23 protein-coding genes are annotated in these 22,404 nt (G+C 72.0%); 11 read left to right on the plus strand and 12 right to left on the minus strand.

Annotated features, from left to right (window positions below):
• Window positions 1-122: 122 nt before the first annotated feature.
• Window positions 123-1,055 (plus strand): DMT family transporter, encoded by a 933-nt coding sequence (locus tag ACZ6MZ_RS27700; RefSeq protein ID WP_469354997.1) that lies wholly within the window; start codon window positions 123-125, stop codon window positions 1,053-1,055.
• A 74-nt stretch (window positions 1,056-1,129) separates the two neighbouring features.
• On the opposite strand, the gene ACZ6MZ_RS27705 is transcribed toward ACZ6MZ_RS27700, so the two are convergent.
• A complete protein-coding gene (locus tag ACZ6MZ_RS27705; RefSeq protein ID WP_469354998.1) occupies window positions 1,130-1,864 on the minus strand; it encodes a pyridoxamine 5'-phosphate oxidase family protein in 735 nt (244 codons plus the stop codon).
• Window positions 1,865-1,900: 36 nt separating this feature from the next.
• Between ACZ6MZ_RS27705 and ACZ6MZ_RS27710 the strand changes: the two genes are divergently transcribed.
• Window positions 1,901-3,232 carry an aminotransferase class I/II-fold pyridoxal phosphate-dependent enzyme gene (locus ACZ6MZ_RS27710; protein ID WP_469355000.1) on the plus strand — a complete coding sequence of 444 codons (1,332 nt, stop codon included), beginning with the start codon at window positions 1,901-1,903 and terminating at the stop codon, window positions 3,230-3,232.
• On the opposite strand, the gene ACZ6MZ_RS27715 is transcribed toward ACZ6MZ_RS27710, so the two are convergent.
• Window positions 3,223-4,317 carry a DMT family transporter gene (locus ACZ6MZ_RS27715; RefSeq protein ID WP_469355002.1) on the minus strand — a complete coding sequence of 365 codons (1,095 nt, stop codon included), beginning with the start codon at window positions 4,315-4,317 and terminating at the stop codon, window positions 3,223-3,225. The genes ACZ6MZ_RS27710 and ACZ6MZ_RS27715 overlap by 10 nt on opposite strands.
• Before the next feature lie 38 nt (window positions 4,318-4,355).
• Between ACZ6MZ_RS27715 and ACZ6MZ_RS27720 the strand changes: the two genes are divergently transcribed.
• Complete coding sequence (locus ACZ6MZ_RS27720; protein ID WP_386878842.1) at window positions 4,356-5,261, plus strand: LysR family transcriptional regulator; 906 nt, start codon at window positions 4,356-4,358, stop codon at window positions 5,259-5,261.
• Window positions 5,262-5,352: 91 nt separating this feature from the next.
• Here the strand turns inward: ACZ6MZ_RS27720 and ACZ6MZ_RS27725 are convergent, their stop codons facing one another.
• Complete coding sequence (locus ACZ6MZ_RS27725) at window positions 5,353-5,799, minus strand: Rieske (2Fe-2S) protein (RefSeq protein ID WP_469355004.1); 447 nt, start codon at window positions 5,797-5,799, stop codon at window positions 5,353-5,355.
• A 75-nt stretch (window positions 5,800-5,874) separates the two neighbouring features.
• Window positions 5,875-7,938 (minus strand): prolyl oligopeptidase family serine peptidase, encoded by a 2,064-nt coding sequence (locus tag ACZ6MZ_RS27730; protein ID WP_469355006.1) that lies wholly within the window; start codon window positions 7,936-7,938, stop codon window positions 5,875-5,877.
• An 83-nt stretch (window positions 7,939-8,021) separates the two neighbouring features.
• On the opposite strand from ACZ6MZ_RS27730, the gene ACZ6MZ_RS27735 reads away from it, so the two are divergent.
• From ACZ6MZ_RS27735 to ACZ6MZ_RS27765, 7 genes are all read left to right on the plus strand, one after another.
• A complete protein-coding gene (locus tag ACZ6MZ_RS27735) occupies window positions 8,022-8,900 on the plus strand; it encodes a HipA family kinase (protein WP_469355008.1) in 879 nt (292 codons plus the stop codon).
• Complete coding sequence (locus ACZ6MZ_RS27740; protein WP_389785323.1) at window positions 8,897-9,280, plus strand: DUF3037 domain-containing protein; 384 nt, start codon at window positions 8,897-8,899, stop codon at window positions 9,278-9,280. Before ACZ6MZ_RS27735 ends, ACZ6MZ_RS27740 begins: the two co-directional genes overlap by 4 nt.
• 181 nt (window positions 9,281-9,461) lie before the next feature.
• A complete protein-coding gene (gene fabG / locus ACZ6MZ_RS27745; RefSeq protein ID WP_389785325.1) occupies window positions 9,462-10,223 on the plus strand; it encodes a 3-oxoacyl-ACP reductase FabG in 762 nt (253 codons plus the stop codon).
• Window positions 10,224-10,241: 18 nt separating this feature from the next.
• Complete coding sequence (locus tag ACZ6MZ_RS27750) at window positions 10,242-11,003, plus strand: SDR family oxidoreductase (protein ID WP_469355010.1); 762 nt, start codon at window positions 10,242-10,244, stop codon at window positions 11,001-11,003.
• Window positions 11,004-11,109: 106 nt separating this feature from the next.
• Window positions 11,110-12,690 (plus strand): ABC transporter substrate-binding protein, encoded by a 1,581-nt coding sequence (locus tag ACZ6MZ_RS27755; protein WP_384180859.1) that lies wholly within the window; start codon window positions 11,110-11,112, stop codon window positions 12,688-12,690.
• A 70-nt stretch (window positions 12,691-12,760) separates the two neighbouring features.
• Complete coding sequence (locus tag ACZ6MZ_RS27760; protein ID WP_384180857.1) at window positions 12,761-13,444, plus strand: uracil-DNA glycosylase; 684 nt, start codon at window positions 12,761-12,763, stop codon at window positions 13,442-13,444.
• A gap of 116 nt (window positions 13,445-13,560) precedes the next feature.
• The gene (locus tag ACZ6MZ_RS27765) at window positions 13,561-14,037 is read left to right on the plus strand and encodes a hypothetical protein (RefSeq protein ID WP_384180855.1); all 477 of its coding nucleotides are present in this window, start codon (window positions 13,561-13,563) and stop codon (window positions 14,035-14,037) included.
• 19 nt (window positions 14,038-14,056) lie between these two features.
• On the opposite strand, the gene ACZ6MZ_RS27770 is transcribed toward ACZ6MZ_RS27765, so the two are convergent.
• Window positions 14,057-14,575 (minus strand): DinB family protein, encoded by a 519-nt coding sequence (locus ACZ6MZ_RS27770; protein WP_469355014.1) that lies wholly within the window; start codon window positions 14,573-14,575, stop codon window positions 14,057-14,059.
• Window positions 14,576-14,779: 204 nt separating this feature from the next.
• Here ACZ6MZ_RS27770 and ACZ6MZ_RS27775 point away from each other — a divergent pair, with 204 nt between their 5' ends.
• Window positions 14,780-15,685, plus strand: a complete 906-nt coding sequence (locus ACZ6MZ_RS27775; RefSeq protein ID WP_384180851.1) for a Gfo/Idh/MocA family protein — start codon at window positions 14,780-14,782, stop codon at window positions 15,683-15,685.
• Here the strand turns inward: ACZ6MZ_RS27775 and lnt are convergent.
• The 7 genes from lnt to ACZ6MZ_RS27810 form a co-directional block, all read right to left on the minus strand.
• Window positions 15,609-17,216 carry an apolipoprotein N-acyltransferase gene (gene lnt, locus ACZ6MZ_RS27780; RefSeq protein WP_469355016.1) on the minus strand — a complete coding sequence of 536 codons (1,608 nt, stop codon included), beginning with the start codon at window positions 17,214-17,216 and terminating at the stop codon, window positions 15,609-15,611. The genes ACZ6MZ_RS27775 and lnt overlap by 77 nt on opposite strands.
• Window positions 17,217-17,370: 154 nt before the next feature.
• Window positions 17,371-17,829, minus strand: coding sequence for a nuclear transport factor 2 family protein (locus ACZ6MZ_RS27785; RefSeq protein ID WP_469355017.1), 459 nt, complete (start codon window positions 17,827-17,829; stop codon window positions 17,371-17,373).
• Window positions 17,830-17,932: 103 nt separating this feature from the next.
• A complete protein-coding gene (locus tag ACZ6MZ_RS27790) occupies window positions 17,933-19,117 on the minus strand; it encodes a zinc ribbon domain-containing protein (RefSeq protein WP_469355019.1) in 1,185 nt (394 codons plus the stop codon).
• Entirely contained in the window at window positions 19,114-19,692 is a 579-nt protein-coding gene (locus ACZ6MZ_RS27795) for a phage tail protein (protein WP_469355021.1), read from the minus strand. Before ACZ6MZ_RS27795 ends, ACZ6MZ_RS27790 begins: the two co-directional genes overlap by 4 nt.
• Window positions 19,693-19,695: 3 nt before the next feature.
• Complete coding sequence (locus ACZ6MZ_RS27800) at window positions 19,696-21,648, minus strand: putative baseplate assembly protein (RefSeq protein WP_469355023.1); 1,953 nt, start codon at window positions 21,646-21,648, stop codon at window positions 19,696-19,698.
• A complete protein-coding gene (locus ACZ6MZ_RS27805) occupies window positions 21,645-22,055 on the minus strand; it encodes a GPW/gp25 family protein (protein WP_384180839.1) in 411 nt (136 codons plus the stop codon). Before ACZ6MZ_RS27805 ends, ACZ6MZ_RS27800 begins: the two co-directional genes overlap by 4 nt.
• A 5-nt stretch (window positions 22,056-22,060) precedes the next feature.
• Window positions 22,061-22,342, minus strand: a complete 282-nt coding sequence (locus ACZ6MZ_RS27810) for a PAAR domain-containing protein (protein WP_469355025.1) — start codon at window positions 22,340-22,342, stop codon at window positions 22,061-22,063.
• Window positions 22,343-22,404 lie beyond the last annotated feature (62 nt).

A 22,404-nucleotide genomic window follows, 5' to 3' on the forward strand; every position in this document is an offset into this window, starting at 1 on the left:
CCGGGCTCGGGCAGTCCCCGAGCGGCTCGTCGCTGCCCGCGTGACGGAGCTGAGCGACCACCCACCCGTTCTTCACACGGAGACGTCACGTGTCGAATCCTTCCTCCGCCCCTGCTTCCGGCATGCCTGTCGGACGGGGCCTCCTCTTTCTGATCGTCGCCGGGGTCGCCTGGGGGACCGCCGGCGCCGCCGGCTCACTGGTCTACCGGATCAGCGACCTCGGCCCCCTCGCGCTCTCCTTCTGGCGCTGCGTCGGTGGCCTCGTCCTGCTGCTCGGGGTGCTCGCGCTGCGGCCGCGCCGTGAGCCCGCCCTCGTGGAGCCGCGCCGTCGGCGGCTGGTCCGTATCGCCGTGACCGGTGTCGGCCTCACCCTCTTCCAGAGCGCCTACTTCGCCGCGGTCGAGGCGACCGGTCTCGCGGTGGGCACGGTCGTCACCCTCGGCGCGGGCCCCGTCCTGATCGCGCTCGGCGCGCGATTCACCATGGGCGAGCGGCTCGGCGGCGGCGGTCTGGTCGCGGTGACCGGCGCGCTGGCCGGGCTCGGTGTGCTGGTCCTGGGCGGCGAGGGCGGCAGCGTACGCCCGGCCGGGGTCGCGCTCGCGGTCCTGTCGGCGGCCGGGTACGCGGGGATCACGCTGCTCACCCGGTGGCTGGGGCGCGACGGCGGCGGAGCCGACGCGGTGTCCACGACCGCCTGGGCCTTCGGCATCGGCTCGGTCCTGCTGCTGCCGCTCGCCGTGGGCGAGGGACTGCTGCCGCACACCACGGAACCCGCCCAGGTGATCTGGCTGCTGGTGTACGTGGCGTCGGTGCCGACCGCGCTCGCCTACGCCCTCTATTTCGCGGGGGCCGCGATGGTACGTGCCGCCACGGTCTCCGTGATCATGCTGCTGGAGCCGGTGAGCGCGGCGGTCATCGCGGTCGGTCTGCTCGGTGAGCGGCTGACCACCGCCACCGTGGCGGGCACCCTGCTGCTGCTCGCGGCGGTGGGCGGTCTGGCGGTGGCCGAGGCCAGGACCGCGGCGGTCCGCCGCAGGGCGGCGGCGCTCGTCTGATGTGCGCGGGCGCGGGCCGCACGGCCCGCGCCCGCCGACGCCGACGCCGGAAAGGATCTGGTGCGGGAGAGGCGCTAGAGCACGGAGAGGTAGTCGGGCAGGGCGACGGACGGATCGAGATCGTCGGCCGGGACGGGTGCGCCATAGCCGTGCACGACCGGTACGACTCCCGTCCAGTGGGGGAGCCCGACATCCTCGGGCTCGTCGTTGGGGCCGCCGGTGCGGACCTTGGCGGAGACCTCGTCGAGATCGAGGCGGAGCACGGCGGTCGCGGCCAGCTCACGGTCGTTGGCGGGGCGCGAGTCGAAGGAACGGCCGGGGACCACATGGTCGACGATCGCGTCGAGGGCGCTGCGCCGCTCCTCGGGGTCGGTCACCTGGCGGGCGATGCCGTGCACCACGACGGAGCGGTAGTTGATCGAGTGGTGGAAGGCGGAGCGGGCCAGCACCAGCCCGTCGACATGGGTGACGGTCAGACAGACGGCGAGGCCGGGGTCCGTCCCCTCCGTCCCCTCCGTACCGCTGTGGTCCGTGCCCGTACCGCTCGCCATGCGCAGCGGGCGCGAGCCGGTCGAGCCGTGGACGTACAGCCGCTCGTCCACGCGTCCGTAGAGCGTCGGAAGGACGACCGGGGCGCCGTCGCGGACGAAACCGAGATGGCAGACGTACGCCTCGTCGAGTATGCCGTGCACCAGTTCACGGTCGTAGCCGGCCCGGTCCCGGGCGCGGGTGGGGACGGTGCGCGCGGTCGGCCGGTAGGCGGTGGTGTTCCCCCGTGGTGCGGTCTCCGGCGTTGCCCTCTCCGGCATTTGCGTCCTCCATTGCACTAGTGCATAGTGTTCTTTGTGCTAGGAGAGTATCGGATCGCGGGCCGGCGTGCGGTCGACATCGCGGCGAATGTGGAGCGCGCCGTCGGCTCCGGCGAGCTGGCCCCGGGGCAACTGCTGCCCCCCATGAGGGAGTTGGCGACCGACCTCGGGGTCAACCCGAACACGGTCGCGGCCGCCTATCGCACCCTGCGCGACCGCGGGGTCATCGAGACGGCGGGGCGCAGGGGGAGCCGGGTGCGACCGCGCCCGGCCAGTACGGCCCGTGGCTCGATCCGTGTCGACGCGCCGCCCGGCGTACGGGACGTGTCCGAGGGCAACCCGGACCCGGCCCTGCTGCCTCCGCTGCACGACGCCCTCGCGGCCGCCGCGCGGCACAACGCGGAACGGCCCGGGCTGTACGGACAGGCGCCCGTCGACGCGGAGTTCGCGCGGCTCGCCCGCGCCGGTCTGGACGCCGACGGGGTGCCTCCGGGACCGGTCGCCGTCACCTCCGGATCGCTGGACGCGATCGAACGCGTGCTGGCCGCGCACCTCAAACCGGGCGACGCGGTCGCCGTCGAGGACCCGGGGTGGAGCAGCCTGCTGGACCTCGTGCCCGCGCTCGGGCTGCGGCCCGTGCCCGTGGGGCTCGACGACGACGGGCCGCTCCCCGCCGAACTGGACCGGGCGCTCCGGGCGGGCGTCCGGGCGGTCATCATCACCGACCGCGCGCAGAATCCGACGGGCGCCTCGGTGGGGGCGGCCCGCGCCGGGGAACTGCGCGCCCTCCTCGCCGTCCGTCCCGAGGTGCTGCTCATCGAGGACGACCACGGCCACTGCATGGTGGACCTGCCGCTGCACCCGCTCGCCGGCGTCACGGACAGCTGGGCGCTCGTCCGCTCCACCGCGAAGGCGTACGGACCGGATCTGCGGCTCGCCGTACTGACCGGGGACGCGATCACCGTGGACCGGGTGACGGGACGGCAGCGGCTCGGCCCCGGCTGGGTCAGCCGGCTCCTCCAGCGGGCCGTCGTCGAGCTGTGGACCTCGGGGGCCGTGGACCCGCGAGCCGTCGCGCGGGCGTACGGGGAGCGGCGGGACGCGCTCGTACAGGCCCTGGCGGAACGGGGTGTCACGGCGCACGGCCGCAGCGGGATGAATGTCTGGGTGCCGGTGGCCGACGAGACCGGGGCGGTGGCGCGGCTGCTGCACGCGGGCTGGGCGGTCGCACCCGGGGCCCGCTTCCGGATGTCCGCGCCGCAGGGCGTACGGCTGACGGTGTCGGACCTGACGGCCGACGACATCGGGCCGGTCGCCGACGCGGTGGCATCGGCGGCCGGCCCGGCGACCGCGCGCAGCTACGGCTGACGGCTCGCGGGCCGCTTCGCCCTGCTCTGGGTCAGTGCGGCCCCGGCGAGGACGATCAGGGCGCCGACCGGGGTGTTCCAGCTCAGCTGCTCGCCGAGCAGCGTGACACCGGCCGCGGTGGCGATGACCGGGATGAAGTAGGTGACCATCTGGCCGGTCGTCGGGCCGACTTCGGCGACCAGTCCGTACTGGATCAGGATCGCCAGCCCCGTCCCCAGCGCGCCGAGCACGATCACGGAGAGCAGCGGGCCGACCGGGAAGGAGGTCGGCAGGGTGGTGAACAGCGGCGTCACCACCGCCAGCTGGACCGTCCCGAGGAAGAGCTGCGCACCGGTCAGGGAGAGATGCGAGCTGCTGCTGCCCGCCAGGGTGCGGCGTACGTAGATCCAGCCGATCGGGTAGCTCAGCGAGGCGAGGAGGGCCATGGCCGTGCCCGTGAAGTCCAGCCCGGAGAAGCCCTGCCAGGCGCCCAGCACGGTCAGCACACCGAGGAAGCCGATACCGAGCCCGGCGACCCGGCGGCGGGTGGGCCGGTCCTCGGAGAGGGCGACCATGGACAGCGCCATGCCCCACAGCGGGGAGGTGGCGTTGCAGATGCCGGCGAGGGTCGAGGGGATCGTCAGCTCGGAGTAGGCGAACAGCGAGAAGGGCAGCGCGTTGAGGATGAACGCCGCGACGGTGAGATGGCCCCAGGTGCGCAGACCGCGGGGCAGCCGATCGCGCTTGACCGCCATCGCGACGGCCAGCACCGCCGTGCCGAAGAACAGCCGGCCGAAGGTGACCTGGAAGGGGGCGAAGCCGTGGGTACCGACCTTGATCAGCAGAAAGCTGAAGCCCCAGATGAGCGAGAGCGCCGCGAACCGGATGCGCCAGTCGAGAGCGGGACGGGTACGGGGCTGAGCGGCGCCCGGGGGCGGAGCCGGGGCCGGGGCCGGATCGGTGGTCAGGCCCGTGGTCAGGCCCGTGGTCAGGTCCGGGGTCGGGTCCGGGGCGGAGGAAGACAGGGGCGCGGAGGCCGGCCCGGGACGGGGCGGGGTGGCGGTGCTCATACGGGTAACGATGACCCGGACCATCTCGTAGGACAAGCGAGACTTTGTCCACCACTCTGATTAGTATTGCTTACATGTTGAATCTGGAGCGGCTGCGGACCCTGGACGCCCTCGCCCGGCACGGTTCGGTGAGCGGCGCAGCCGAGGGGCTGCATGTCACCACCTCGGCGGTCTCCCAGCAACTGGCCAAACTGGAGCGCGAGGTCGGCCAGCAGCTGCTGGCCAGGAACGGGCGCGGAGTCCGGCTCACCGACGCGGGGCGGCTGCTCGCCGACCACGCCGCGCGGATCCTCTCCCAGGTCGAGGTCGCCCAGTCCGACATCGAGGCGCAGCGCGGCCGGGTGGTGGGTGAGGTGCGGATCGCGGCCTTTCCGACGGCTGCCCGCGGGCTCTTCCCCGTCGCGCTCCGCGCGCTGCGGGCGAGCCATCCCGAGCTGCGGGTCAGCTCGCGGGAGCTGGAGCCCGAGGCCGGGATCCGCGGGGTGATCAGGGGCGATCTCGATCTCGCGGTGGTGCTGGACTGGAGCAACAAACGGCTGCCGGTGCCCGGCGGCCTGGCCACGGCGCATCTGCTGGACGACGCGGCCGATGTGGCGATGCCCGTCGACCACCGGCTCGCCGAGCGGCCGGAAGTGGATCTGGAGGAGTTCGCCGACGACGAGTGGGTGTCCTGGCCGGAGGGTGAGTTCTGCCACGACTGGCTGATGTTCACGCTGCGCTCGAAGGGCTTCGAACCACGGATCGGGCATCTCGCGGGGGAGCATCACACCCAGCTGGCGCTGATCGCGGCGGGACTCGGTGTCTGTGTGGCGCCCCGGCTGGGGCGTGGCCCGGTGCCCGAGGGCGTCGCGGTCGTCCCCGTACGGCAGAAGATGCGCCGGCACATCTACGCCGTCTGGCGGACCGACGCGGACCGCCGTCCTTCGATCAGGGCGGCGGTCGAGGCGCTGGGCGGGGCGGCCCTGACGGTCAACGGCTGACCGGCCGCGCCGCCGGTCAGCCGTTTCCGTCAGCCGGTTTTCAGCTTCTCCGGACGCCCGATCTCTCGACGCCCGGTCACGCGACGCCCGGTCACGCGAGCGTGATCGCGTCCCCCGCCACCTTGATCGACGCGGCGGGCAGCGGCTGGGTCGCGGGCCCGGTCTTCACACTGCCGTCCGCCGCGCTGAACTGGCTGCCGTGACACGGGCAGTGGATGATCCCGTCGGCGACGTCCTTCACCGCGCAGCCCTGGTGCGTGCACTTGGACGAGAAGGCCTTGAACTCGCCCGCCACCGGCTGCGTGACCACCACACCCTGATCGGCGAAGACCTTTCCGCCCCCCTCGGGGATGTCGGTAGTCTTCGCGAGGACGTCGCCTTTCCCGCCGGCCGCGGGCTTCTCGGCGGCGGAGCCCGCCGGGCTGCCCGATTCCGAGTCGCCGCACGCGACGAGCGCCGCGCCCAGTCCCACCGCGCCCGCCGCGGCGACCACGGTCCTGCGCGCCACGATCCGTGCGGTCCCCTGCGTTCCCGTCATGAGCCAGCTCCCGTTCCACGGCCGGCTCTCCGTCGGCCGGCTCGTGAAGGGATACGGGGACAGACACTGCAACGTTCAAGCATTCAGAGATTTTTTGAGGAAGTCGAGTTCCAGGAGGAGAAGGCTGTCCGCCACCCCTTCCCGGTTGACGAGATGGCCCGTCCCGGACAGCGGCAATACGGTGTGCGGCCGGCCCGCGGCGAGCAGCGCCGCCGAGAGGCGCAGCGTATGGGCCGGGGCCACATTGTCGTCGGCGAGTCCATGGACGAGCATCAGTGGGCGGGTCAGCTTGCCGGCGTCCGGGAGCAGCGAACAGCGCTCGTAGGCGTCGGGCTGGACGTCCGGGTGCCCGAGAAAGCGCTCCTCCCAGTACGTGTCGTACAGCCGCCGGTCGGTCGGCGGCGCGCCCGCGACCGCCGCGTGGAACACATCGGGACGGTGCAGCACGGCGCCCGCCGCCAGATAACCGCTGAACGACCAGCCCCGGATGCCCACGCGTGCCAGGTTCAGGGCGTCGTACCGCTCGGCCGCCGCGTGCAGCGCGTCGATCTGGTCCTCCAGGACGGGCCCCAGCCGGTCACCGACGATGCCCCGCTGCCACTCCACCCCGCGCCCGGGGGTGCCTCGCCCGTCCGTGGCCAGCACGGCGAAGCCCTGCTCGGCGTACCACTGCGCCACCGCGGTGTACCAGCCGCGCGCCCTGGTCACGACCTGCATGCCGGGGCCCGCGTACGGGCAGAGCAGCACCGGCAGCCTGCCCGAGCCCGGTGCGTACCAGGACGGCAGATGGAGCCTGCTGCGCAACTCCCGCTCCCCGAGCACCAGATGGACCGGCCTCGGGGTGACCAGCGGCTCTTCGGTGAGCACCGTGATCCGGCCGGCCGGCTTCCCGCCGCGCACCACCGTCACCGTCTGACCGGCCGGCGTTCTGCTGTCCAGGACGACCGTGTCGCCCCCGACACCGGCCGTGTGCACCCCGGGCTCGTCCGTCAGCCTGACGAAGCCGCGCTCCGGTTCGTACGACCAGACATGGACCTCCGCCGGATCCTCGCTCGCCGTGAAGAAGACCTGTTCACCCACCGCGCCCAGCACCGCGCGGACCTGTAGCCCGGCCGGCGCGGGCACACCCCCGATCCGGATGGTGCGGTCGTCGCCGCGCACGCACGGCAGCACCGCCGTCCCCAAAGCGGTGTGCAGGGGAGCGCCCGGCGGGAACTCCACCCAGTAGTCGTCCGTCTGCCGGCACAGCGGCTCGACCTCGCCGGTCGCCGGGTCGGCGCGGACCACCCACATCGTGCGCTGATCGCGGGTCTGCACGCTGATCACCGGGCCGGCGCTCTGCCAGCCCGCGCTGACGACGTACTCGAACGCGAGGTCCTGCCACACGCCGGCCGGCGCGTCCTCCTCGGGCGCCCGGCGCGGCAGCCGGACCGGGGTGTGCCCGCCCTCGACGGTGACAAGACGCAGCGAGGTCTCCGCGTTGGCCGTGCCGGCCGCCGGATAGGGGATCGAGCGAGGCGGCCGGCCGGGGTCCGACAGGTCACTGATGTACCGGCGCTCCACCATCGATGTGTCGACCCGGGCCACGAGCAGCGCGTCGCTGTCCGGCGACCACCAATAGCCGCGCGACCTGCCGATGGACTCCGCCGCGGCGTGGTCGGGCAGGCCGTAGGTCACCTCGGCGCCCTCCGGCTCCGCCAGCGGCCGGTCCTGTGTCCCGTCGGCCCGTACGGCACGCAGGGCACCCCCGGTGACGTACGCGATGAGCGCCCCGTCGGGGGAGGGCCGCGGGTCGGTCACCGGCCCCGCGGTGGGGATACGCCGCGGGGCGCCGCCGTCGGTCCGCACGACCCAGAGCGCACCGTCCAGCGCGTACGCCACCACGCGCGCCGCGCGGTCGGTCGCGTACGCCACCACTCCCGCGGACGCCTCGGCACCGCCGCCGAGCGCCGCCGGGTCGACGAGAAGCCGCTCCGCCCCGTGCTCGTACTGCCACAGCAGACCGCGCGGACCGGAGCCGGAGACGGACCGTACGAACAGCACACGGTCGCCGTCAGGTGAGACGGTGAACTGCCGGGGGACACCGAGTGAGAAGCGGCGGGTCCGGGCGAACTGACGGGGAAATGCGTTCGTTTCCATGGTCTCCACGGCTTTGGTAGGGGGCACTGTGACCTGCGGACAACACGTCGGACCGCCCCGGCCCCCGGCAGTAACCTGGCGCAATGCTCACCGAAGTCATCGCGACCCGCTATGTGACGCCCTTGCGCGAGGGCGGGTCGCTTCCGGGGATCGTCGAGGCCGACGATCTCGGTACGTACGTCATGAAATTCACCGGCGCGGGACAGGGCCGCAAGACCCTCGTCGCGGAGGTGATCTGCGGGGAACTCGCGCGTAGGCTCGGCCTGCGCGTCCCGGTGCTGGCGCGGATGCAGCTCGACCCCGTCATCGGGCTCTCCGAGCCGGACCAGGAGGTACAGGAGCTGCTGAAGGCGAGCGGCGGACTGAACCTCGGCATGGATTATCTGCCGGGATCGCTCGGCTTCGACCCGCTAGCTTACCAAGTGGGGGCTCAGGAGGCGGGGCGTATCGTCTGGTTCGACGCGGTCATCAACAACGTCGACCGGTCCTGGCGCAACCCCAACATGCTGGTCTGGCACGGCGATCTGTGGCTGATCGACCACGGCGCCACCATGATCTGGCACCACAACTGGCCCGGCGCCCAGGCGTCCGCTGCCAAGCCGTACAACGCCTCCGACCACGCGCTCGCGCCCTTCGGCCCGGACATCGCGGCGGCCGCCGCGGAGTTGGCGCCGCTGGTCACCGAGGAGCTGCTGACCGAGGTCGCCGCCGAGGTGCCGGACGAGTGGCTGGTCGACGAGCCCGGCTTCGACTCGACGGACGCGCTGCGCCGCGCGTATGTGGCACCGCTGCTGGCGCGCGCCGCGACGATCCATGAGCGCGTCACCATCGAGGCGCCCACCGAGAGCGGGCCCTCGCGGGCTCCCGGCTGGCTGGCCGACCGCCTCACCCCCCGCACCCGTACGACGGGGCAACCGCAACCGGCTCAGCAGGCGAAGGACGAGAAGGACGGCGGCCAGTGAGCAAGAGGGACGTCTACGAGTACGCGCTGCTGCGGGTGGTGCCGCGCGTGGAGCGCGGCGAGTGCTTCAACGCGGGGGTGCTGGTGTACTGCCGCGCCCAGTCCTATGTCGCGGCCATGACCCATCTGGACGAGGCCAAGCTGAGCGCCCTCGACCCGTCGGCGGACGTCGTGGGGGTACGGGCCGCGCTGCGCGCCGTCGAGAGCGTCTGCCACGGCGGCGAGGCGGCGGGGCAGGCCGCCGGCGACGACCCGGGCCGGCGCTTCCGCTGGCTGATCGCGCCGCGTTCGACCGTCGTTCAGCCCGGTCCCGTACACACCGGTCTGACGGCCGATCCGAAGGCCGAGGCCGCACGGCTGCTCGACCTGCTGGTCCGCTGACGGGCCGCCCGCCGGGTCACCGGCAGACGGCCGCCCGGTGTGACTTCGGCTGCTGATCCTCCTGTCGGTCCCGTGGGCCGTTGACACCGCGTGCCGGGGCTTCTAGCGTCTCGACTGCTGAAGCTACTAAGCGGTTGCTCAGCAATCGAGAGCCGCGGTTCCTAGGGCGAGGAGAACAGGGATGTCCACCACCGAGCAGCGCGTAGCCATCGTGACCGGGGCGGCGCGGGGCATTGGCGCCGCCACCGCGGTACGACTGGCGGCGGAGGGCCGCGCCGTCGCCGTACTCGACCTCGACGAGGCGGCCTGCAAGGACACCGTCGAGAAGATCACCGCGGCCGGCGGCGCCGCCCTCGCCGTCGGCTGCGACGTCTCCGACGGCGCGCAGGTCGAGGCCGCCGTCGCGCGGGTCGCCGCCGAGCTGGGAGCACCGACGATCCTCGTCAACAACGCGGGTGTGCTCCGGGACAATCTGCTCTTCAAGATGACCGAGTCCGACTGGGACACCGTGATGAACGTGCACCTCAAGGGCGCGTTCCTGATGTCCAAGGCCTGCCAGAAGTACATGGTGGACGCCCAGTTCGGCCGTATCGTCTGTCTCTCCTCCAGCTCCGCGCTGGGCAACCGGGGCCAGTCCAACTACGCGGCGGTCAAGGCCGGCCTCCAGGGCTTCACCAAGACCCTCGCCAAGGAGCTCGGCAAGTTCGGCATCACCGCCAACGCCGTCGCGCCCGGCTTCATCGTCACCGAGATGACCGCCCAGACCGCCGCCCGTATCGGCATGGGCTTCGAGGAGTTCCAGGCCGCGGCCGCCACCCAGATCCCGGTCCAGCGCGTCGGGAAGCCGGAGGACATCGCGAACGCCATCGCCTTCTTCACCGGCGAGGCGGCCGGCTTTGTCTCCGGCCAGGTCATGTACGTCGCCGGCGGACCGCTCAACTGAAGCCGGGGGATGACGGACATGACGCAGCAGACGCGGGACAGCGGAAAGGTCGCCCTGGTCACGGGCGCGAGCCGGGGCATCGGATACGGCGTCGCCGAGGCGCTCGTCGCCCGCGGCGACCGGGTGTGCATCACCGGACGGGGTGAGGACGCGCTCAAGGAGGCGGTGGAGAAGCTCGGCTCCGACCGGGTGATCGCCGTGGCGGGCAAGGCGCACGACGAGGCGCACCAGGCGGTCGCCGTCGAGCGCACCATGGAGGCGTTCGGCCGGGTCGACTTCCTGGTCAACAACGCGGGGACGAACCCGGTCTTCGGCCCGATGGCCGAGCTGGACCTGAATGTGGCCCGCAAGGTGTACGAGACCAATGTCATCTCGGCGCTCGGCTTCGCCCAGCAGACCTGGCGGGCCTGGCAGAAGGAGAACGGCGGCGCGATCGTGAACATCGCGTCGATCGCCGGGGTCTCGGCGTCCCCGTTCATCGGCGCCTACGGCATGAGCAAGGCGGCGATGGTCAATCTGACCCTCCAGCTGGCCCATGAGTTCGCCCCGGGTGTACGGGTCAACGCCATCGCGCCCGCCGTGGTCAAGACCAGGTTCGCGCAGGCGCTCTACGAGGGCCGGGAGGCCGAGGCCGCGGCCGCGTACCCGCTGGGCCGGCTTGGAGTCCCGGCGGACATCGGCGGCGCCGCGGCGTTCCTCACCTCCGACCAGTCGGACTGGATCACCGGTCAGACACTCGTGGTTGACGGGGGTATTTTCCTCAACGCCGGCGTCGGATGACACCCTCCACCGGCGACCGCCGCAAAAGCCCCTCCGGATCTCCATATTGATCCGGAGGGTGCTGCGGTATGGTCTGCCGATCCATGGCTGAGCAAGGAGCGTGCACGTGTTCAACCGGACCAGTCGGCAGACCGCTGCGGCCCTCGCATCCATATCCCTGCTCGCGGGATGCGGTCTGTTCTCGGACGAAGACGCCGAAGCCGAGCAGAAGATAGTCGTCGGTTCGACGAGCGAGCCCAGCACGCTGGATCCGGCGGCGTCGTGGGACAACTCCTGGGAGATGTTCCGCAATGTCTTCCAGACTCTGGTGAGCTTCCCCACCGGCAGCACGTATCCACAGCCCGACGCCGCGCGGAGCTGCAAGTTCGCCGACAAGTCCAACCAGGTCTTCGAGTGCGTACTGCGTGAGGGCCTGACGTTCTCCAACGGGGACAAGCTCGACGCGGCGGCCGTCAAGCACTCCTTCGACCGCATCCGGAAGATCGACGTGCAGGGTGGTCCCGCCGGTCTGCTGGAGTCCCTCCAGGAGGTCGAGACGAGCGGGGACGACACCGTCATCTTCCGTCTGAAGAAGCCCGACGCGACGTTCCCCTTCATCCTGGCCACGCCCGCCATGTCCATCGTCGATCCGGCGGAGTACCCGATGGACAAGCTCCGGGAGGACGGCAAGCTCACCGGCTCGGGCCCGTACGTCCTCGACTCGTACGCCGGCGGCGAGAAGGCGGAGCTGACCCGCAACGAGCACTACGACGGGTTCGCGAACCGCAGGAACAAGTCCGTCACCATCGAGTATTTCAAGGACTCCGACACCCTCTTCGGTGCCTTGAAGAAGAAGGAGATCGACGCCATCTACCGAGGTCTGACCTCGGAGCAGGTCGTCGAGCTCGAAGAGAAGAAGGCCGAGAACGAGGACCTCCAGCTGGTCGAGACCGTCGGCGCCGATATCCGCTACCTGGTCTTCAACCCCAAGGACCCGGCGGCCGGGAAGCTCGCCGTACGGCAGGCGGTGGCGCAGGTCGTGGACCGTGACGCGCTGGTCGCCAAGGTCTACCAGGGCACGGCCGAGCCCCTGTACTCCATGGTCCCCAAGGGCATCGCCGGCCACGCCACCAGCTTCTTCGACCTGTACGGCGACCCGGATGTGGACAAGGCGAGAGCCATCCTCGAAGAGGCGGGCATCACCGAGCCGGTGGCCCTCACGTTCTGGTACACCACGGACCGCTACGGATCGGGGACGGCCGCCGAGTTCGCCGAGCTGAAGCGCCAGCTCGAAGGGTCGGGACTGTTCGACGTCACGCTGCGGAGCAAGCCGTGGAAGGAGTTCCAGGCGGGCTACCAGAAGGGGGAGTATCCCGTCTTCGGCCGCGGCTGGTTCCCCGACTTCCCGGACCCGGACAACTTCATCGCCCCCTTCGTCGGCAAGAACAACGCCCTGAGCACGCCGTACGAGAGCAACGAGATCACCCAGCAGCTGCTGCCCGAGTCGCGCAAGGTGAGCGACCGCGCCGCAGTCGCTCGTCAGTTCGAGCGAGCCCAGGAGATCTTCGTCGGTGATGTCCGGCTCCTCCCGCTGTGGCAGGGCAAGCTGTACGTCGCCTCGACCGAGGACATCGCGGGCGGCGAGCGGGCGCTCGACCCGCAGACCGTCATGCAGCTGTGGGAGCTGTACCGCAAGGCCAGCTGGTAGCGGCCGTTGTCAGTGGGCACCGGTAGGTTCATTCACTGATACAAGTGATCGCTTACCGGAGGTTGTTGACGTGACCGACACCGACATGCTGCCCGAGTCCTGGCGCGGCGTCCTCGGCGACGAGCTGCAGAAGCCCTACTTCAAGGAGCTGACCGAGTTCGTCGAGGAGGAGCGGGAGAAGGGGCCGGTCTACCCCCCGCGTGACGAGGTCTTCGCGGCGCTCGACGCCACTCCGTACGACAAGGTCAAGGTCCTGATCCTGGGCCAGGATCCCTACCACGGGGCAGGCCAGGGGCACGGTCTGTGCTTCTCCGTCCGGCCGGGGGTCAAGACCCCTCCCTCTCTGCGGAACATCTACAAGGAGATGAAGGAGGAGCTCGGACACCCCGTGCCGGACAACGGCTATCTGATGCCGTGGGCCGAGCAGGGGGTGCTGCTGCTCAACGCGGTGCTGACGGTCCGCGAGGCCGAGGCCAACTCGCACAAGGGCAAGGGCTGGGAGAAGGTCACGGACGCGGTGATCCGCGCGGTGGCCGAGCGGCCCGACCCGGCGGTCTTCGTCCTCTGGGGCGCTTACGCCCAGAAGAAGCTGCCGCTGATCGACGAGGAGCGCCATGTGGTGGTGAAGGGCGCGCACCCGTCGCCGCTGTCGGCGAAGAAGTTCTTCGGGTCGCGTCCGTTCACCCAGATCAATGAGGCCGTCGCCGCGCAGGGACACGACCCCATCGACTGGCGCATCCCCGACCTCGGCTGATCCGCCACCCGTCCGACAGGCTCGGGCCGTGTGCCCGAGCCTGAGGGGGATTGTCCGTAACGGCGGCTAGCGTCTGGTCCGTCGGATTCACCGTACGGGCAGCGAAGGCGGCAGCGATGGAGCAGCGGGAAACGTCGGGGGACGCCTTCATGACCAGGATCGGGCAGGCGGCCATGCTTCTCCACGGCGGCGACCGCGAGGAGGCGCGCAATCGCTTCGGCGAGCTCTGGACGGAGATCGGGGAGGCGGGTGACGCGCTCCACCGCTGCACGCTCGCGCACTACATGGCGGACACCCAGGACGACCCCGGCGACGAGCTGGCCTGGGATCTGCGGGCGCTGACCGCCGCGGACGGGCTGGGCGGGGGCGAGGAGCGGCCGGCGTGGCCCGAGACCTCACCGGCCGTGCGCGCCTTCTACCCCTCGCTCCATCTCAATCTCGCCGCCGACTATGTGAAGCTCCAGCGGCCGGACTCGGCGCGGATCCATCTCGACCGGGCGCGCGACGCGGCGGACGCCCTGGGCGAGGACGGATACGGCAACGGAGTCCGGGCGGGGATCGACCGGCTGGAGCGGCGGCTGCGGGAGCGCTGAGCCCCCGGCCGCTGCCGGATCAGTCGCCGGTCGCGCCGTCGATCCGCTCGCGCAGGAGATCGGCATGGCCGTTGTGCCGGGCGTACTCCTCGATCATGTGGGTGTAGATCCAGCGCAGGCTGTACGGCTCGCCGGTCTGCCGGTGCCGGCGGCCCGCGCCGACGTCGTCGAGGGAGAGCGGCGCGGAGAGCTCTCGGGCGCGGGCGATCTCGGCCTGCCAGGTGGCATACGCCTCGTCCCAGGTGTCGCCCTCGCCGACATGGAAATCGCCGTCCGGGTCGTCGTCGGTGTAGTAGATCGGTCCGGCCTCCTCGTTGGAGAGCGTCCGGCGGAACCAGCCACGCTCGACCTCCGCCATGTGCCGGACGAGACCGAGCAGGGTCAGCTCGGCGGGCGGTACGGACGCCTCTCGCAGCTGTTTGTCGTCCAGGCCGGCACATTTCACGGCCAGGGTCTCGCGGTGGTAGTCCAGCCAGCCGTCCAGCATTTCGCGTTCGCCGGCGACGGTGGAGGGTTCGGTGCGCTCAGGTGTGGTCATGGCGGCCATCCTCACGTACCGAGAGGGACCGCCGCCAAGGTTTATCCGACCGGCCCGCCGCGCTCGCCGAGCAGGCCGCGCGGCAGCGGATCGCGGACCGGCACCCTCCGCAGCGCACGTATGCTTCCCGGACAGCGCGTCAGTAGGCGAACAAGTGAGCGAACTGAGGCGCGAGATCATTTCACAACACGCTGGGGAGGCCTCGTGAAGGTCGGCTGCATCGGGCTCGGCGACATCGCGCAGAAGGCGTATCTGCCGGTGCTCACCACGCTGCCCGGGGTCGAACTGCATCTGCAGACCCGCACCCCCGCCACCCTGACGAGGACCGCCGAGGCCCACCGTATCCCGGCCGCGCAGTGCCACACCGACCTCGACTCACTGCTCGGCCAGGACCTCGACGCGGCCTTCGTGCACGCCCCGACCGGCGTCCACGCCGAGATCGCCACCCGTCTGCTGGAGGCGGGCGTGCCGACCTATGTCGACAAGCCGATCGCGTACGAACTCGCCGACTCGGAGCGCGTGGTGAACCTCGCCGAGGAGCGGGGCGTCAGCCTCGCCGTCGGCTTCAACCGGCGTTTCGCACCCGCCTACGCCCAGTGCCTGGAGCATCCGCGCGAGCTGATCCTGCTGCAGAAGAACCGCGTGGGGCTGCCGGAGGACCCGCGCACCTTCGTCCTGGACGACTTCATCCATGTCGTCGACACCCTGCGCTTCCTGCTCCCCGGACCGGTCGAGCACACCGACGTACGGGCGCGGATCCGGGACGGGCTGCTGCACCATGTCGTCCTTCAGCTCTCCGGCGACGGGTTCACCGCCATCGGCATGATGAACCGGCTGAACGGCTCCACCGAGGAGATCCTCGAAGTGTCCGGCCAGGACACCAAGCGGGCCGTGCACGACCTCGCGACCGTCATCGACCACAAGGGACAGCCGAGCGTGCGACGGCGCGGCGACTGGGTTCCGGTGGCCCGCCAGCGCGGGATCGAACAGTGCGTCCTGGCCTTCCTCGACGCCGTACGAGCGGGAAAGCCGCTCAGCGCGCGGGATGCGCTGCGGACTCACGAGCTGTGCGAGCGGGTGGTACGCGCGGCGCTTGAGCAGGCCGCCTGAGCGACCGGGCGGCCGCCACGGCGCCGAGCGCCGCGAGCACGGCGAAGGCGGCGTAGACCGCCCAGTCGCCGAACCTGACGTACGCGGTCGTGCCCCGGGCCAGCGGAATGTCGAACACGGCGGCGGTACCGCGGTCCGCGCCGACCCCGGCGCCGACCCGCTCTCCGCCTGGCCCGAAGACCGCGCTGACGCCGGTGAGCGTGGCGTGCACCATCGGGCGGCCGGTCTCCGCGGCCCGCAGCGCCGCCAGCGAGGCATGCTGTTCCGGCGCCCAGCTGCCCTGGAACGACGAGGTGGAGGACTGCGCCACCAGCACCTGGGCGCCGTCCTTGGCCAGGCGCCTGCTCATATCGGGGAACGCCGACTCGAAGCACACCAGCGGCCCGAACCGCAGCCCGCCCCGTCCCTCGCCCGGCAGCACCATGACCGCCTGCCGGGTGCCGCGCCTGCGGTCCTCACCCGCGGCCTTGCCCACCGAGGTCGCCCAGCCCAGCGCCGAGCGGGCCGGGACGTACTCACCGAAGGGCACCAGCCGCATCTTGTCGTACGTGTCACCCGTCGGGCCGTTCTGCCCCACCAGGACACTGCGCTTGTAGATCCCGGCCCGGCCCGCCGCGTCCGTGCTGCGCGCGTCCACATTGACCAGCACCTCGGCGCCGATCGCGCGGGAGAGGGCGGCGATCCGCGCCGCCAGATCGGGCCGCTCCGCGAGATCCGTACTGACACTGCTCTCGCCCCACACCACCAGATCGAGATCCCGGCCCGCCAGGGTGCGGGTCAGGGCCTCGCCGCGCGCGAACCGGCGCTCGACAGCGTCGGGTCCTTCGACAACACCCGGCTGGACGACCGCGATCCGTACCCGCCCCGACTGCTCGGGCTCCGGCGCCCACGTCCACACGGATCCCACCGTGACGGCGCACACCACGATGCCCACGGCCGCCGTGATCCGCGCCCCGGAGACCGACACCAGCAGGGTGAGCGCGGTGTTCACCGCGACCACCAGCAGGCTCACCAGCCAGACCCCGCCCACGGAGGCGAGCCGCAGCGCCGGGGAGACCTCCCACTGGCTGGCGCCGAGCAGCCCCCACGGTCCGCCAAGTCCCTGCCAGGACCTGACCAGTTCGACCATCAGCCAGCCCGAGGGGACCACGGCGAGTGCGGCGAGGGCGCGCTTCGCGGACGGCGCACCGCCGAGCATGGACCGTACGAGCCACCCCCAGGGCGCCCAGAGCAGCCCGAGCAGCGCCGCCAGCACCACGATGAACACATGCAGGCTCGGCATCAGCCAGTGATGTACGGCGACCATGAAACCGAGGCCGCCCAGCCAGCCGTCCAGCGCCGCGCGACGGCCCGTCGGGGCGCTCCGTACGAGCAGCATCCAGGGCACCAGCGCGCCGTACGCGAACCACCAGAGGGACGGCTGGGGGAAAGCGAGGGCGGGCAGCGCGCCGGCGCCCACCGCGGCCGCGCCCCGCCACGGCGACGCCAGCCGCCGGCCGAACGGTGCCTGCCGGCCGACCGGGATCCCCATACCGCGCCTCCTCGCCCTGCTCATTCCGCAGTCCCTTCCCCGAATGTGAGGGACCGAAGCAGGACCGAAGCAGGCAGGGAGCAGGAGCGAAGCAGGCGGGGAGCAGGGCCGGAGCGGAGCCGGAGCAGGGGAGCGGCCGGCCCCGGACGGGGCGTCAGCCGCCGTTGGAAGAGCCGGTGGCGTGCCGCCATTTCTCCTGGACGACCACGGTACGCAGCTGCCAGCCCGTGTCGCCGCGCAGCAGACCGAACACGCCCCGGCCGCCGCACATGAGCTCCTTGCCGGACTCATGGCGCAGCGGGCTGAGATAGTCGGCCCGCACCTCGGCGCGGTCACCCGGATAGCCCCCGAGATCCTGGATGCGCAGCCGGCGATTGACGATCAGATGCTGACGGACGGTGAAAGGCCGCAGGGTGCCGGCCAGCCAGTCGGCGACCTCCCCGGCAGGCCCCTCGATCCCGCCCGCCGCGGTGTAGTCGGCGCGGCCCTCCGGGGTGAACAGGGCCCGGAACCCTGGCCAGTCGGCGTCGTCCACGGCCACCGCGTAACCGGTGATCACCTCATCGATGGCCAGACGGTCCATCACGGTCGCGAGATCCACACGCTGCGTCATCGACTCAGTCTCCGGCAGTGGGAGCCTCAGGCCAAGAGCCGCGCACACGCGGCGATCACCGGTCGGCGGGCGACGGCACCGTCCGAGGGGCGCCGTCCGCCCTTCAGCGCCGGCCGAAGAAATCGATCTCGGCGATGGCGGGCCGGCGGCCCTCCCGGTTGCCGTAGACGTCATCGACCGTCAGTCGCACCTGGACGACCTCGGTGCCCCGGATGTCGAATGTCTGCTGTCCTGGCTGGTCCTTGAGCGTGATCCTCTTGTCGACGACCTCGCCGTCCGCGGAGCGCATCGTCACCGTCAGCGCCGCGGGCCGCGCCTGCGAGAGGAAGGCGTCCCCGTTGGCGGACCGGCCGGCGAAGACGGCCAGCTTCAGCACACGCACCGGCTTCTCGAACTCGCATTCAAGGAACTCGCCGATACCCGGTCCCGCCTCGGCGGGCACCCAGTAGCGGTTGGTGTAGGTGTCGAAGGCGGCCCGCGCCGGGTGGTCCGGCATGGCGCTGGAACCGCGCACCTGGCTGGGGCGCAGCTCTTCGGGGGTGGCGGTCCTGTCCCGGGCGAAGTCGTACGCCTCGGACAGATACGGGCGCGCGAACCAGGCCGCGCAGACCAGCACCGCCAGGGTGATCGGAATGGCCAGGCTGGGGCGGCGCCACAAGCGGCGCTTGGGACGGGCCCCGGCGGCCGGCAGCGAACGCCGTCGCCGCCCGAGGATCCGGCGCCACCACGGCGGCGGTACGTCGGGGGGCGGGCCGGGGTCCAGGAGCAGGCCGCAGCGCAGACAGAGGACGCGTTCCGCCGCGTTCTCCGTCCGGCAGTTGGGGCAGCGGACGGCGCCTCGGCTGAGCGGTGGCGGGACCGCGGGGCCGGGCGGCTGCGCCGGCGGCTCTTCCGGGGGGCCGGGTACGGGCGCGTCCAGCCGGTCGCCGGGCCGCCGCGGGCCGGCCGGCGTCTGCCCGCGCCGGCTCTCCTGCCCGGCGCGTTGGTCCTGACTGCCCTGACTGCCCTGACTGCCCTGACTGCCCTGGCCGTCCTGGCCGCCTCGGCCGTCCTGACCGGTCCGTTCGTCCGGTTGGACCCCTGCCTCTGCCGTCTGTGGGCCGTGCGGTGTCACAGGAGACGGTTCCGGCTGAGGCCGGCCAGCACCCCCACCCGTGTCCCCGCCCGTGTCCTGAGCCGTGTCCCTGCCCTCGGGCTGCTGCGGATCACCCCACTCCAGGAAGGTTTCGCAGGACGTGCAGAACGCCGTGCCCGGCGCGTTGCGGTGCCCGCACTCCGGACAGATCATGGCCGCTCCCTGGACGCGCCACCGGCAAGAGTGTCACCGGTCGGAAGGATCTCCAGCTCGTAGCCGATATGGGCCGGGATCTCTCCCTCGATCAGCTCCTCCACCCCGACCCGGTCCACCGCCTCCGGCTCCGGCACCCGCAGCCGTACGACCACCCAGGGGCGTTCCTCGCCCGGCAGCTCCGTGTTCGGGGTCGGCGACCAGCCGGAACCGCCGCTCTCGGCGATCTCCGGTTCCACGCCGGTCTGCCGGCGGATCGCCTCGGCCAGCCCGCCGCGCGTCCCCCGGCGGCTGTGCCGGGCCACCGCTTCCGTCACCGCCGCCCGCCGTGCCGCTGCCGGTACGTCCCCGTGCGGCTCCACGGCCACCCACTGCGCCACCCAGTCGAGGAAGTCCTCGGGCGCGCTGCGCGGATCGAGGTGCGCCGGGAGGTTGTCGAGGGTCAGCAGGATCGGCGCGAGTACGTCGTCCAGCGCCGACAGGAACCGCCCCAGGAAGTCCTGTTCCAGATAGAGCGCGGGCAGCAGCTCGACCAGCGGGTGCGGTGAGGGCAGTCCGGTCACGGTTCCGCGCATCGCTCAGGCCTCCCGTATCCGCAGCTGGTGTTCGTAGGAGAAGGCCAGCGCGTGCCGGTCGAGCGCGATCCTGGTGGTCGCCTCGCCGCGCTGCCCGGTCATCGGGTCGGCCGGGAAGAGCCGTACGTCCTCCACCAGGTCCACGTCCGGCACCCGCTGGAGCACCGCGAACGCCTCACCGGACTGGATGGGCCGCCCGAACGGCCAGCCCTGCCCGTCGGGGCCGCCGGTCAGCGGATTGAAGTAGCCGTAGAGCGCGGCGAGCGCGGCCTCACGCAGCCGCTCGGCCACGGCGCCCCGGCGAGCCTGCACGGAGGCCACGACGGTCACTCCCTGGTAGAACGGCGGTTCCACCATCAGCCGGGCGCCGATCGGGCGCCGCTCGTCCAGATGGTTCCTGATCTGCGCCAGGGTGTCCGGCGGCGGGGTCAGCTCGTCGAAGTGGATCCGGCCCTGTGCGTCACTGCGCCCCGCAGGTACGACCAGCAGCCGCACCCCGCCGGCGTCCGCGTCCCTGCCCGCCGGTACGCAGTACACCCGTGCCGCGTCCGGAGCCACCTCGCGGGCCAGCAGTTCGTAGTCGTGCGGTACGACCGCGCGGTGCAGCGTCCGCAGTGTCATCGGCCCGCGCACCCGGGCGCTCTCCACCGTCTCGCCGTCGACGCCGCCCAGCGCGGGACGCCGGTTCTCCACCCGGGCCACGAACGGCAGCGAGCTGCGCAGCACCCGCAGCGCGCCCCGGGCGACATTGCCCCGCCGGCCGCCGCCGGTGCGGTAGCTGCGTACCCGCACCGGGCTGCCCTTGCGCGGCACCGCGCCGTAGTACCGCAGCCCGCCGTCCTGCTCCCGTACGGCGGGGCCGAAGTCCACCCGGCCCGAGTTGGGGTCCAGGGTGATGTGCCGGTCGTCAGGGCCCGAGTGGGCGAAGTCGTCGACGCGGATCCAGTCGGACCAGCCCGATCCCTCGTCCACATCCGCCACCTCGACCACGAAGTCACCCGGTACCACGGGCGGTCGGGCGAGCCGGAAGCTCTGGCCCGGTACGCCCTCCGCCGGCCCGAGGATCTCCTCCCGTACCGTCTCGGCGTGCGTCGCCTCGACCGTCCCCCCGATGGTGAAGGCCGTGATCCTGCGGACGGTCGGCGGCGCCACATAGCTGGGCTGACCGGGCTCCGGCTCCACCAGCCTGCACCGCAGCCAGCCACCGGTGCGCCGTACGACGGTCGAGGCGGTGTGCGTACGGGGCAGATGCAGGATCAGCTCGCCGGACTTGTTGAAGCCGCCGGTGTCGTCCTTCTCGATCTCGCAGGCCCGCCACTCCGTGCCGTCCCACGCCTCCCACCGCAGCGGCGGCCGCCGCGGGTCGACGCCCACGCCCTCGACCCGGCAGTCGAGCCGCAGGACGACGACCCCCGTCGGCACCGCGTTGGAGAGGCCCACATAGAGCGTGTCGCCGGGCCTGGGGGTGGGGCCGAAGCACGGTACGTCGCGGCCGAGCGCCAGTTCCTCGGACCGGTCGACCCCCTCGCCGTCCGCGAACCGGGTGGCCAGGTGCCCGAAGGCGCAGGGCACGATCGACAGGTCCTGGGCGGTGGTGAAGACCACCGCCTCGTCGGTCTCGGTGCGGACCGTGGCGACCTCGGTGCCCGCCCGCACCCGTACCGGCTCGGGCTGGGGCGCGGAGAGCCGGAAGGTGACCTCGGTACGGGCCGCCGTCGGCGGGTACAGCCGTACCCCGATCAGGTCGAGGAAGGTCAGATAGTTCTTCTCCGGCACCCGGTTCAGCCGGTAGACGAGCTGGTCGACCATGGTGGCGAAGGCTTCGATCAGCGTCACCCCGGGATCGGAGACATTGTGGTCGGTCCACTCCGGACAGCGCTGCTGCACCAGGCGCTTGGCCTCGTCCACCAGGCTCTGGAAACGACGGTCGTCCAGATCGGGGCTGGGAAGCGTCACGCGCCGTCCTCCTCGTGCTGCGGGATCACATAGAACGGGAAAACCAGGTTCCGCGGGTCGTTGGAGCCGCGCACCGTGTAGCCGATGTCGATGTAGAGCACCCCGTTGTCCGCCTCGTCGAACCGGACGGTCACCTCGGCCACCTCGATCCGCGGTTCCCACCGCTCCAGCGCGAGGCGCACCTCGTACGCGAGCTGCCCCGCCGTACCCGCGTCCGCCGGGGCGAACACATAGTCGTTGACGGCGCAGCCGAACTCGGGCCGCATCGGCCGCTCGCCGGGCGAGGTCGCCAGGATCAGCCGGATCGACTCCTCCAGCGCGCGTTCCCCGCCCACCAGGGCGATGCTGCCGGTGGCGTCCGTACGCGGCGGGAAGGCCCAGCCGGCGCCGATGAACTGCTCTCCCATACCGCTCAGCCCCCGATCAGCACGGTCGGGCAGCCGGACACCACGGGTGAGCCGCAGGCCGCCCGGTCGCCGACCCGGGCGGCGGGCTTGCCACCGATCAGCACGCTGGAGCTGCCGGGTCCTGCGAGGGCGGACGGCGGATGGACGGCCGGCGGCGGGACGGCGCACTGGTGCGGGGTGCCGACCGTGGCGGCGGGCTTGCCGCCGATCAGCACCGACGGGACGCCGGGCGGGCCGACCGTACCCGGGTGACCGGTGGGGTCGCCGACGCGTGCGGCTACCGACATCTCTCCGCGCTCCTCTCACTCCGCGTCCGCGGAATCGGTTGGCTCCGCCTTCGCGGAATCCG

The sequence above is a fragment of the Streptomyces sp. NPDC042201 genome (genome assembly GCF_055582185.1).